The sequence below is a fragment of the Halioxenophilus sp. WMMB6 genome, assembly GCF_033283405.1.
Taxonomy (GTDB): domain Bacteria; phylum Pseudomonadota; class Gammaproteobacteria; order Pseudomonadales; family Cellvibrionaceae; genus Halioxenophilus.
In genome coordinates this window covers 389,832-402,731 of the sequence record NZ_JAWMQR010000001.1, presented here as the reverse complement: position 1 = coordinate 402,731, position 12,900 = coordinate 389,832, and the positions used below count along the sequence as shown (strand labels likewise).

Below are 12,900 nucleotides of genomic sequence, written 5' to 3'. Positions count from 1 at the left end.
CCGAGATTACAACGACTACGGCCCTGCACAACACTACTTGCGACTGGCGTCATAGCCGAGATTAGATTGCCCCATTTGCTGCTGGCGGGTTTCGCACTTACTTTCATCGCCACCACAATATTCACAAACGTAGTTTTCATCTTTCAGTGCTGCACCGACCCCGCCACAGGAGCCAGTAATTGGCTTACGCCCCATGATTACGCCGATGGACATCACTGTTACCACAATTAACATGACTAAAAAGGTTACTAAATAGATCATGGTATGCCTCCTACTGCATGTAAGGCTTGAAAGCCGAGGAGTAGTGTTCAATAAAACCGGAGCCATCGTGCTGTATGAAGAAACAAGCCAGTTGCTGCTCTTCACACACTTTTTGCGCTCTCTCATAACCCATGGCGTTTAAGCCAGTGGCCAGTGCATCGGCACGCGCCGTGCTCTTATCCAGTATGGTGATCGAAGCTAGGTCGGGAGCAATTGGCCGGCCAGTACTCGGGTCGATAGTATGAGAATAGCGAATTCCGTCGGCGTCGAAGAAGTTACGGTAATCACCCGACGTGGCAACCGCCACATCGGCAATACTAACAGATTGCACCGCGCCTGTATGTGCCAAGGATGGTGATTCAATTCCTATCCGCCAGCGTTCGCCCTCTCCGTTATGGCCCTTTACCCTTAGTTCGCCCCCAATCTCGACCAGGTAATTGATAATTCCCAGGCTCTCCAGATATTCCGCGACCCAATCGACCGCGTACCCTTTCGCAACAGAAGAGAGATCAATCTGGCTGGCAACAGAACGGGTTACGCTTTTTGTTTCCGCATCCATATGCAGTTTATTAAAACCAACCAAGGCCAAGGTCTCTGTGATTTTCTCGTCACTGGGCACCCCGTTAAGCGCTTCACTGCCAAAACCCCATAGGTTCACCAGAGGGCCGACCGTAACATCATAAACACCGTTGGTGAGCTCATATACTTCACCGCTGATCACCAACATATCGAACAGTTTGTCAGACACCTCTATCGGGGTATTAAGTTCCGCCCGATTTAAGCGCATCAATTCAGAGTCTGGAATATAGGTAGAGGCAATATTGTTGGCCTCGGCCAGAATATCAGTTACCACCGCCTCGATTTCTGGTTTTCTCGAGGGGGAAACTCCCACGATGGTTATATTAAAGCGGGTACCCATCGTCGGGCCACTGATGTGAAACAGCTCAGTTTTGGAACAAGCTGTTAGCAGAAGCACCAGGAAACAAAACAGGGCCCCGAAGGACCCTGTAGTAAGTTTGCCTGGAAGCGCTCTACCCACCGAAATCGTCGAGTAGGATATTTTCATCTTCAACTCCAAGGTCTTTCAACATCTTGATAACCGCCGCGTTCATCATCGGAGGCCCACACATGTAGTACTCACAATCTTCAGGTGCAGGATGATCCTTCAGATAGTTATCGTAGAGCACATTGTGAATAAAGCCCGTTAAACCGCTCCAGTTATCTTCCGGTTGCGGATCAGACAGTGCGATGTGCCAATTGAAGTTTTCATTCTCAGAGGCTAACTGGTCGTACTCATCTTGATAGAAAAGCTCGCGTAAAGAACGCGCACCGTACCAGAAAGACATCTTGCGATCGGTCTTAATGCGACGCAGCTGGTCGAAGATATGAGAGCGCATCGGCGCCATACCCGCACCGCCACCAATGAATACCATTTCAGCATCGGTGTCTTTAGCGAAGAATTCACCAAACGGTCCAAACACAGTGATTTGGTCACCAGGTTTTAAGCTAAACACGAAGGAAGACATCTGGCCTGGCGGAATACCAGTAGAGCCAGGAGGCGGTGTTGCAATACGAATATTGAACTTCACCACGCCCTTCTCTTCTGGATAGTTCGCCATGGAGTAGGCACGGATAATAGGCTCGTCTACTTTGGATTCCAAATTAAAGAAACCAAAACGCTCCCAGTCACCGCGATACTCAGCATCGATATCGAAGTCCTTGTAGTAAACGTGATGCGGAGGGGCCTCCAACTGAACATAGCCACCTGCACGGAAGTCCACGTTCTCTCCTTCCGGTAAGCGCAGGGTGAGTTCTTTAATGAAGGTCGCCATGTTGGGGTTGGATTCAACAGTACAGACCCACTGTTTTACCCCAAACACATCCTCTTCAACGTGAATTTCCATGTCCTGCTTAACAGGAACCTGGCAGGACAATCGCCAGCCCTCGCGAGCTTGACGCTTGTTAAAGTGCCCTTCTTCAGTCGGCAGCATAGAACCACCACCGCTGTTAACAATACACTTACACTGTGCACAGCTGCCACCGCCACCACAAGCCGAAGGCAGGAACATACCGCTTTCAGCCAGCGTTTGTAGAAGCTTACCACCGGCAGCGACGGTAAGTGTTTTTTCACCGTTAACAACGATATTTACATTGCCACTGCTAACCAGCTTGGAGCGAGCAACCAGAATGATTGCCACCAACACCAATACAATGACGGTGAACATAATGACACCGATCAAAATTACGCTTGTCGTACTGTCCATTTATCAACCACCCATTACAGATTGATGCCGCTGAACGACAGAAAACCAAGAGACATCAAGCCCACGGTAATGAACGCGATTCCCAAGCCTTGTAAGCCAGCAGGAACGTCGCTGTATTTGAGCTTTTCGCGAATACCGGCCAGTACAACAATGGCCAAAGCCCAACCAACACCAGCACCGACACCAAATACAGTACTCTCGGCAAGGTCGTAGTCACGCTCAACCATCAACAGCGAAGCTCCCATAATGGCACAGTTCACAGTGATCAAAGGCAGGAACACACCCAAGGCGTTGTAGAGAGCTGGTACATACTTATCGAGTACCATCTCCATGATCTGCACCAAAGCAGCAATTACGCCGATGTAACTGATCAAGCCCAGGAAGCTTAAATCGACATTGGGTAAGCCTGCCCAGGCAAGTGCGCCGTCGGCCAGCAGATAGGTATAAAGCAGATTGTTAATCGGCACAGTGAGGCCAAGTACAACAACTACCGCAATACCCAAACCAATTGCCGCATCAATTTTTTTGGAAAGTGCCAAAAAGGTACACATCCCCAAAAAGAAGGACAACGCCATATTGTCGATAAAAATCGACCGGATAAATAAGCTAAGGTAATACTCCACGGCTTATACCTCCTTAGGCTTGCTGTTGGCGGTGATTTTGAATTCCGGCTCTTCCGCCTGTTTCGGCTTCCAAGAGCGGAGCGCCCAAATAATCAGACCAATCAGGAAGAAGGCACTCGGTGGCATCAGTAACAGGCCATTGGAAACGTACCAACCACCATCGGTTGTCAAAGGCAGAACTTCAATGCCAAACAGCTTACCGGAGCCAAACAGCTCACGAATCACCGCCAGAGTTACCAACATAGCGCTGTAGCCCAAACCATTACCAATACCATCCAGGAAGCTTGGTATCGGTGGGTTTTTCATCGCATAAGCTTCAGCGCGGCCCATCACGATACAGTTGGTGATGATCAAGCCCACAAATACTGACAGTTGTTTACTGATATCGTAAAAGAATGCCTTGAGGATCTGATCCACCACAATTACCAATGAGGCAATGATGGTCATCTGTACGATGATCCTAATACTGCTCGGAATAAAATTACGAACCGCAGCCACAAAGAAGTTGGAAAAAGCCGTTACCAGTGTCAGAGCAACGGCCATTACCAAGGTAACTTTAAGACTACTGGTTACCGCCAGTGCCGAACAGATCCCTAGGATCTGCAAGGCAATTGGGTTGTTTTCAACAACCGGTTTAAAGAGTAGCTCTTTGGTTTTCATAATCAGGCGTCTCCCTCTTTGAGGTTGGACAAGAAGGGTCCAAAACCGTGATCTCCCAGCCAGAAGTGAACTAGGTTATTCACGCCCTTACTGGTGAGTGTTGCACCGGAAAGGGCATCTACTCGGTGAGGATTGTCGCCACTGAGCCCTTTCATCACTTCAAGGGCAACGCCGCCATCGTCACCGTAGACCTCTTTACCGACCCAAATGGCTTTCCAGCGAGGGTTATCAACCTCGCCACCCAGCCCCGGGGTCTCGCCATGTTCATAAAAGCCGATACCAACGACTGTGTTGAGGTCAGCCTCTAAGGCGATAAAGCCGTAGAGCGTCGACCACAAACCATAGCCACGAATCGGTAAAATGATCTTGTCGATACCGGAGTCACTTTCCACCAAGAATACCTTGGAGACATTTTCAAGTCGGGAAATTTTGGCGATATCGTCGTCATCGGAAAGCTCTTCTGAGCTTTTGGGATCTTTAGCAGCGAGCCATTGATCGTAGGTGTCCACATCACCGTCGGTAAAGGTACCCGACTGCAAATCAACCAGTTTGGTAGTGATCTGGCTGAACTGCTCCTCAATGGATTTACCTTCTACCAACAAGCCGGCCGCTTCCAGAATACCGGCTTGGAAGTCCTTCTGCTTATTGGCCTGCTGTGCAGGTTTCAACATAACCGCGGCAGTAGAGACAATCACTGAGCAGACAATACAGAGCACCAACGCGACGATGATCGTGCGGGCTGTAGATTCTTGATTAGACACGAGACAGTCTCCTCTTGATATTACCCTGCAACACGAAGTGATCAATGATCGGTGCGAAGAGGTTACCAAACAGAATGGCGAGCATCATGCCTTCGGGGTAAGCGGGGTTAACAACACGGATAACAACCGCCATAAAGCCTATCAAGATACCAAAATACCATTTACCAATGTTTGTCATGGCCGCTGATACCGGGTCGGTGGCCATGAAGATCATGCCGAAGGCAAATCCACCAACCACCAGATGCCAGTACCAAGGCATGGCGAACATTTGATTGGTATCGGAGTCAATCCAGTTAAATACGGTAGCCGTAGCGATCATACCCAGCATTACACCGCCGACAATGCGCCAGGAGGCGATCTTGGTGATCAGCAGGAACACCCCACCAATCAGAATAGCGAGTGTTGAAGTTTCACCAATTGAGCCCTGCATGTGGCCCAAGAAGGCATCGCTCCATGTAAGACCAAGAGAAGTCTGCATACCCGTCAGTCCCTGTGCCGCGGCTGTAGCCAGTGCAGTGGCACCGGTAAAGCCATCGACCGCGGTCCAGACAGAGTCGCCAGACATAAACGCAGGATAGGCGAAGAACAGGAAGGCCCGACCCGCCAGCGCTGGGTTAAGGAAGTTTTTGCCGGTACCACCGAACACCTCTTTGGCGATGACAACACCAAAGGTGATACCCAGGCCAGCCAGCCATAAAGGCAGGGTTGGAGGGCAAATCAAAGCGAACAGAATAGAGGTGACAAAAAAGCCTTCGTTAACTTCATGGCCGCGCTTCATCGCGAACAGCACTTCCCAGAAACCACCAACAATGAATGTCACGGCGTAGATAGGCAGGAAGTAGAGAGCGCCGTGCCAAAAACAGGCCAATACACTGTTAGGGTCGAAACTGGAGATAAACAAATCTCGCCAGTTACCGATCTCAGTAATACCGTTGGCCAACATGAAAGTGTTAGCTTGCCAACCGATGTTGTACATACCGTAGAGCATCGCCGGGAAGGTACACAGCCAGACAGTGATCATAATACGCTTCAGGTCAACGCCATCACGCACATGGGCACTGGATTTGGTTACAGAGTTGGGGCGATAGAAAATGGTATCGACCGCTTCATAAAGCGAATACCAGGATTCATATTTGCCGCCTTTATGGAAATGAGGTTCCAGATTGTCGAGAATTTTACGTAAAGACACCGATTAGCCCTCCTTCTCGATTCGCGTCAGATTGTCACGCAAGATGGGGCCGTATTCGTATTTGCCTGGGCACACAAAGGTACACAAAGCCAAATCTTCCTCATCCAACTCCAGGCAACCCAGCTTCTGCGCCATGTCAGTATCACCAACGATTAAGGACCGCAACAGATGGGTGGGCAGAATATCCAGTGGCATCACTCGCTCATAGTTACCAACCGGCACCATCGCGCGCTCACTACCACCGGTAGTGGTATCGAAGTCAAACTTTTTGCCAGAAAAGAGCTTAGATACGTAGATACCCATGGTGGAAAAATAATCAAAGCCTGGGCGCAAGTAGTGCAGAACCGGACGATCACGGCCTTCAAGCAACACCGAAACCTGGTTATGGTAGCGACCTAGATAGGCAAAAGCCCCTTTTGCGGTGCGACCACCAAACACCGAACCGGAAATAACCCGGTTGTCACCGGACTTCAGTTCACCGGCACACAGCTCTATCAGGTCGGCACCCAAACGGGTTTTGACCAGACGAGGTTTGTCGACTTGAGGACCAGCCAGGGCAATCACTCGCTCAGCAAACAGCTTACCAGTGGTGAACAGCTTGCCGACGGCAATCACATCTTGATAACCGATGGTCCAAACCGTTTTGGCGATTGAAACCGGATCCAGGAAGTGAATGTGAGTACCGGCATTACCGGCGGGATGCTTACCCTCAAACTCTTCCACTTTTACGTTGGCGCCAGTCGCAGAAATCTCTGCACGAGGAGCCTTACACACATAAACGCTACCTTCCGTCAAGGCGGAAAGTACTGTTATGCCGTTTTGGAACTCCTGCTGGTAAGCAGAGATAACAACTTGCGGATCGGCTGCCAAAGGGTTGGTATCTATGGCAGTGATAAAAATGGAATTGGGGGTTGAATCGATGGCGGGAACTTTACTAAACGGGCGGGTGCGTAAAGCAGTCCACAGTCCCGACTCCACCAGATTAGAGCGTACATCGTCTGCGGTTAGCGAAGCTAACGCCCCTTCCTCGAAGCTTTTGAATTGCTCGAACTCATCCCCTTCGACATCAATGACTACGGATTGTAATACCCTTTTCGCACCACGATTAATCGCGCTGACGGTACCTGCAGCAGGCGCTGTGTATTTGACACCTTCGGTCTTCTTATCTGTAAATAACAGCTGGCCAAGTTTAACCTTATCGCCGACCTGAACGGCCATGGTAGGTTTCATGCCATGATAATCTGGACCGATTACAGCAACCGAGGTAACTCGCTTGCTGTCATCAATGGCCTGTTGGGGTGCCCCGGTTATGGGTAATTCCAATCCCTTACGGATCTTTATCATACACCTTGCCTAATCACTAGTTGGACTGGAGTGGCGGCAACTAAGACAAAGCGATAGTTTGCAATCTGTATTAGGCCGCCATTCGCGGTTTCAGAATTGCTATTGTCTACATGGACGGTCTCTCGACAGTCCATCTCGATGGTCAGATGTTGAATGCCTATCTCGATGGGACGACCGGGCTCGTGCAGCTCGATCTGGAAACAATAGCCTTTATGTTGACCTTTAGCCGTTAACCCAGTAGCTCAAACTTCCGCCGGATCGCTGCGACACCATCCCTAAAGGTAGGTGATGTTGAGCAAAGCTGAGGCCAACATTTAGTTTCAGGTGCGACCAGCTGGGTTAACCCCCGCTTTTGCGGCGCTGAAACCGGTTTGGTTAATTGAACATTCGACGACCAATCACCTTGTGCCGCCACCAAAAAATCCGCGCAATTATATGTGTCTATCTGATCTGTTTCTAGAGTAAGACACTTTTTTTTGCTATCGCAGCATGGAAAAACCCTACAGCGACAGGTGGTTAGGATTCAAATCGATCGCCACCAATCGATAAATTTGACCAAAAAAAAGCCGCCTCAAGGGCGGCTTTTGCTTCAGATCGCCAAAATCAGGCTTCTGGATAGCTCTTGTAATCAACTCCAGCAATTTTCTCCAGGCAGCGAGCCACCTGGCAGCTGTAACCGAACTCATTGTCGTACCAAAGGTACAAAATGGCAGTAGTACCTTCAACGATGGTCGCTTTTGAGTCAAACACGCACGCATGGCGCGAACCGACGAAATCGGTAGAAACCACTTCAGGGGAGTTGGTGAAATCGATCTGCTGCGACAGCGGCGAGTGCAGGGCCACATTGCGCATGTACTCATTGAGCTCATCAACCGTGGTTGGCTTTTTCAGCTGCAGATTCAAAATCGCCATAGAGACGTTCGGCGTAGGTACACGAATGGCATTACCGGTAAGCTTACCTTTCAGCTCTGGCAGAGCCTTGGCTACTGCCTTGGCGGCACCGGTTTCGGTAATAACCATGTTCAACGAGGCCGCACGACCGCGTCGATCACCACTGTGGTAGTTATCGATCAGGTTTTGGTCGTTGGTGTAGGAGTGCACAGTTTCAACATGGCCGTGATCAATGCCGTACTCTTCCATGATGGTCTTCAGTACCGGTACGATGGCGTTGGTGGTACAGGAAGCGGCAGAGATAATGGTGTCTTCCGGGGTGATATCCTGGTGGTTGATACCGAAGACAATGTTCTTCAGGTCACCTTTGCCGGGCGCCGTTAACAGGACTTTGGAAACCCCCTTGGATTTAAGGTGCTTACCCAAGCCCTCGGCATCGCGCCAAACACCAGTGTTGTCTACTACCAGGGCATTATTAATGCCATAAGCGGTGTAATCGATTTCAGATGGGTCACTGGCGTAAATCAACTTAACTTCATTACCGTTAATAACCAGGCTGTTGTTCTCTTCGTCGACGCGAATGGTGCCTTTGAAAGAGCCATGGACAGAGTCACGGCGCAGTAGGCTGGCTCGTTTAACCAGGTCATTCGGTGCCTTACCCTTACGCACAACAATCGCGCGCAGACGTAGAGACTCACCACTACCGGTTTTCTCAACCAGAATACGGGCAACCAGGCGGCCAATTCGGCCGAAGCCATAGAGCACTACATCTTGCGGCTCGCTGAGTGGCGCATCACCACCGATCAAGTTGGCCAGCTCTCCGGCGACAAATTGATCAATATCGGCCGTTACCTCACCATCGGGCACCACTACGCCAGCATTCATGGCTTTGACGGTTAGTTTACCCAAATCGATGCGGGAAGCGCTCAAATTGAGCTTGGTCATGGCTTCCAGGATGGGGAAGGATTCGAATTCAGAGAGCTCGTTGGCTTCCACCTGACGAACGAATCGGTGAGCTTTCATAATATCGATTACAGATCGGTTGATCAGCGGCTTGCCATACATGCTGACGACGACGTTTTTCTCTCGGTAGAGCTTACCGATAACGGGAATCATCGATTCCGCTAACGCTTCGCGTTGTTTCCAGTCCTTGAAGTAATCATCCGGCTTAGGTCGATTCACTTGGTTACACCTTACTCAGTTAACTTTGTAAATGGTACGCTGGCACAATGTGCAGCAGAGACAGCAAGGCCGTAAATTAGCCCGCCTGAATACCCGCTAAAACTTGGGGCGACATATTATCCAGACAACCCCTTCGATACGCAACCGCCGACATTTTCCCTAATTTGTGCAAGGTCATTACTAAATTACTCAGCCTAGCCAATGAGTTGCTACGAATAGTCCTCAGCAAAGGCTACAATGCCGACTTTTTTGCGGAATCAAAATTCGATCGGTTATGTTTTCACCACTTGCTCCTCCCTGTTATAAGCCTCTGCAATCCATTTGGGGCAACCTGCCTACCACCGCAGCTGCACTAACATTGATGAGCGCCGCGCGGCTTAACGCTGGCGCCCACCTGGTTATCACCCCGGATAACCGCACCGCACTGCAACTGGAGCAGGAGATTACGGCACTGGGTCAATCCTGCCCGCAAATGCCTCCGGTGATCCATTTCCCCGATCGGGAGACCCTACCCTTCGATCACTTTTCACCCAATGCGGACATCATCTCGGACCGGCTGGAGGCCCTCTATAGACTTTCGTCAGAGAGCCGCTACCTGGTTACCGTACCTATTACCCTACTGTTAACCAATTTACCGCCGCGTGGCTTTGTCGATGCCCGCAGCCTGGTGATCAAGTGCGGTGAACAGCTGGATCTAAAAGCCGCCTGCAATCGACTCAATAACGCTGGTTACCACCGGGTGGATACCGTGTTGGAGCATGGTGAATACGCTGTTCGGGGAGCGATAGTCGACATCTTTGCCATGGGCTCGCACCAGCCCTTTCGCATCGATCTGTTCGACGACGAGGTGGACAGCATCCGCAGCTTTGACCCGTCCACCCAGTTGACCGTCGATAGTGTTCAGGAAATTAAACTGTTACCGGCGCATGAATTTCCACTGGATGATGGCGGCATACGCCTTTTTCGCGACCAATGGCACTCGCATTTCGATGTTGACCACAAAAACTGTCCGGTCTACCAAGATGTCTGCCAGGGAATTTCGCCACCCGGAATTGAGTACTATCTGCCCCTCTTCTACGAGCAGATGGCCACCCTGTTTGACTACCTGCCAGAACAGCTGACCATCTACAGCCTTGGCGATATTCACAGTGCGGCGGAAAACTTCTGGCAGGAGATCCGGGCGCGCTTTGAAAACCTCAATGTCGACCCGCGACGACCACTGCTCCCTCCGAAACACCTCTATCTCACCACAGAGAGCTGCTTTCAAACACTCAAGACGCACGCCCACATCAAGTTGGAAAGCGGTAGCAACGCCGCGGATCTCGCTCAAGTCAGCCCATTACCAGAGCTGGGCGCCAGCAGCCATGAGCAGGAGCCCCTGGCAAAATTGCGCCAATACCTGGCCGGCCAACAACAGCGCACACTGATTTGTGCCGATACTAACGGCCGCCGCGAGATACTGCAGGAGCAGCTTGCCAAGCAGGGCATCAAGGCTGAAAGCGCAGAGAGCTTTTGGCAGTTTGTCTCGAGTGACTGGCCTGTAGCCATTACCCTATGCCCTATCGAGCGGGGCTTTGTGTTTGACGAGGGCACGGCACGCATAGCCCTGGTGGGTGAAGCCGACCTCTATGGCACCCGCATCGCGCCACAAAGGCGACGCCGAAAAGCCATCGATGCCACCGAGCAGGTGATCAAACACCTGACCGAACTCAATATCGACTCCCCGGTTGTCCATATCGACCATGGCGTAGGGCGGTACCGTGGCCTGCAGATGATTGAAATCGACGGCCAGATGAACGAGTTTTTAACGCTGGAATACGCCGACGCCGCCAAACTCTATGTCCCGGTCGCCAACTTACATCTGATCAGCCGCTACAGCGGTGCCGATGAAGCCTTAGCACCCCTGCACCGCCTGGGCACCGACACTTGGAGCAAAGCGAAACAGAAGGCGGCCGAGAAAGTGCGGGATGTCGCCGCGGAACTGCTCGATATCTACGCCCATCGTGCCGCCAAAAAAGGGCGCTCCTTCGACTACCAGGATGAGCTCTACAGCCAGTTCGCTAAGAGCTTCCCGTTCCAGGAGACCGAAGACCAGCAATCCGCCATCGACGCCGTGCTGGCCGACATGAAATCGGCGCGGCCGATGGATCGCCTGGTCTGTGGTGATGTGGGCTTTGGTAAAACCGAAGTTGCTATACGTGCGGCATTCGTGGCGGCCATCTGTGGTAAACAGGTAGCGGTAATGGTGCCCACTACCCTGCTCGCCCAACAACACTACGATAACTTCACCGACCGCTTCGCCCAGTGGCCGGTGAAAGTTGGCCTATTGTCACGCTTTCAGACTACCTCTGAAATCAATAAAACCCTGGCCGAGGTTAAATCCGGCCAGTTGGATATCGTCATCGGTACCCATAAGCTGATTCAGCAAGATGTGAAATACCACGACCTTGGCCTAGTGATCATTGACGAGGAGCATCGCTTCGGAGTCCGCCAGAAAGATCGATTCAAATCGCTGCGCGCAGAGGTGGATGTGCTCGCCCTGACCGCGACCCCCATCCCCAGAACACTCAACCTCTCTATGCAGGGGGTGCGCGATCTATCCATTATTGCCACTCCGCCCGCCAAACGACTCTCTGTAAAGACCTTCGTCCAAGAGAAACAGGCAGGTTTATTAAAAGAGGCAGTACTGCGGGAGATCCTGCGCGGCGGCCAGGTTTACTACCTGCACAACGAGGTAAAGACCATCGACAAGATGGCCGAGGAGCTGAGAGAGCTGATACCCGAAGCAAGAATCAGCATCGGCCATGGCCAAATGCGTGAGCGCGAACTGGAAGTGGTGATGAACGACTTCTACCACAAGCGGTTCAATGTGCTGGTAGCCACCACCATTATTGAAACCGGCCTAGACATACCCAACGCTAATACCATCATTATTGAACGGGCCGACAAGTTTGGTTTGGCGCAACTGCACCAATTGCGGGGCCGGGTGGGCCGCTCCCACCATCAGGCCTACGCCTACCTGTTAACGCCGCCTGGGCGAAAACTCACCCCGGATGCGCAAAAACGGCTGGAAGCCATCAGCTTGGCGACTGAACTGGGTTCTGGCTTCACCTTGGCGACCCACGACCTGGAGATCCGCGGGGCGGGCGAGCTTTTGGGTGAGGAGCAGAGCGGCCAAATCCAGCACGTCGGCTTTTCCCTCTACATGGATATGCTGGATCGCGCTGTTAAAGCGATTCGATCTGGCAAAATGGCCGATGCCAGCGTCGGCGAATCTGCCCAGGCGGAGATCAACCTACGCATACCCGCGCTAATTCCGGAAGACTACCTACCCGACGTTAACCAGCGGTTGATGCTCTACAAGCGCCTCTCCAACACTGAAAATGAACAGGATGCGACCCTGTTACAGATGGAAATCATCGACCGCTTTGGCTCACTGCCTGAACCGACCAAAAATTTGATACGGGTAACATTGATTCGACTGCAATCTGAACAGCTGGGTATTCAGAAGATCGAAGCCAGCAGTGAACAGATAAAACTGGAATTTGCCGCAAATACCAAGGTCAACCCAATGGCCATAGTGAACCTAGTTCAAAAACAGCCCAAGTTCTATGCCCTAGATGGAGCAAACAAGCTAAAGTTTAAAACGGCGTTGCCAGATGCGATGTCTAAGCTCGAGCAAACAGAACAACTGCTAGACCGATTAACCCAATAACGAATCCATT

10 protein-coding genes are annotated in these 12,900 nt (G+C 51.3%); 1 reads left to right on the top strand and 9 read right to left on the bottom strand.

Going from position 1 to position 12,900, the window contains the following annotated elements; genetic code table 11:
• Positions 1-33: 33 nt before the first annotated feature.
• The 9 genes from nqrM to SBL51_RS01595 all read right to left on the bottom strand — a co-directional run bounded on the left by nqrM (position 34) and on the right by SBL51_RS01595 (position 9,175).
• A complete protein-coding gene (nqrM, locus tag SBL51_RS01635; RefSeq protein WP_317928725.1) occupies positions 34-261 on the bottom strand; it encodes a (Na+)-NQR maturation NqrM in 228 nt (75 codons plus the stop codon).
• A 10-nt stretch (positions 262-271) separates the two neighbouring features.
• Positions 272-1,327: an FAD:protein FMN transferase gene (locus SBL51_RS01630; protein WP_317928724.1), complete on the bottom strand. Its 1,056-nt coding sequence runs from the start codon at positions 1,325-1,327 to the stop codon at positions 272-274.
• Positions 1,293-2,525, bottom strand: coding sequence for an NADH:ubiquinone reductase (Na(+)-transporting) subunit F (gene nqrF / locus SBL51_RS01625; protein ID WP_317928723.1), 1,233 nt, complete (start codon positions 2,523-2,525; stop codon positions 1,293-1,295). Before nqrF ends, SBL51_RS01630 begins: the two co-directional genes overlap by 35 nt.
• Positions 2,526-2,539: 14 nt before the next feature.
• Positions 2,540-3,148, bottom strand: coding sequence for an NADH:ubiquinone reductase (Na(+)-transporting) subunit E (gene nqrE / locus SBL51_RS01620; protein ID WP_317928722.1), 609 nt, complete (start codon positions 3,146-3,148; stop codon positions 2,540-2,542).
• Positions 3,149-3,151: 3 nt separating this feature from the next.
• On the bottom strand, positions 3,152-3,808 hold the full coding sequence (locus SBL51_RS01615; protein WP_317928721.1) for an NADH:ubiquinone reductase (Na(+)-transporting) subunit D: 657 nt from the start codon (positions 3,806-3,808) through the stop codon (positions 3,152-3,154).
• 2 nt (positions 3,809-3,810) lie between these two features.
• Entirely contained in the window at positions 3,811-4,569 is a 759-nt protein-coding gene (locus SBL51_RS01610) for a Na(+)-translocating NADH-quinone reductase subunit C (RefSeq protein WP_317928720.1), read from the bottom strand.
• The gene (locus SBL51_RS01605; RefSeq protein ID WP_317928719.1) at positions 4,562-5,758 is read right to left on the bottom strand and encodes an NADH:ubiquinone reductase (Na(+)-transporting) subunit B; all 1,197 of its coding nucleotides are present in this window, start codon (positions 5,756-5,758) and stop codon (positions 4,562-4,564) included. Before SBL51_RS01605 ends, SBL51_RS01610 begins: the two co-directional genes overlap by 8 nt.
• Positions 5,759-5,761: 3 nt before the next feature.
• Positions 5,762-7,102, bottom strand: a complete 1,341-nt coding sequence (locus tag SBL51_RS01600) for a Na(+)-translocating NADH-quinone reductase subunit A (RefSeq protein WP_317928718.1) — start codon at positions 7,100-7,102, stop codon at positions 5,762-5,764.
• A gap of 603 nt (positions 7,103-7,705) precedes the next feature.
• Positions 7,706-9,175, bottom strand: a complete 1,470-nt coding sequence (locus SBL51_RS01595) for a glyceraldehyde-3-phosphate dehydrogenase (RefSeq protein ID WP_317928717.1) — start codon at positions 9,173-9,175, stop codon at positions 7,706-7,708.
• A gap of 274 nt (positions 9,176-9,449) precedes the next feature.
• Between SBL51_RS01595 and mfd the strand changes: the two genes are divergently transcribed.
• Positions 9,450-12,890, top strand: a complete 3,441-nt coding sequence (mfd, locus tag SBL51_RS01590; RefSeq protein WP_317928716.1) for a transcription-repair coupling factor — start codon at positions 9,450-9,452, stop codon at positions 12,888-12,890.
• The last annotated feature ends 10 nt before the right edge of the window (positions 12,891-12,900 follow it).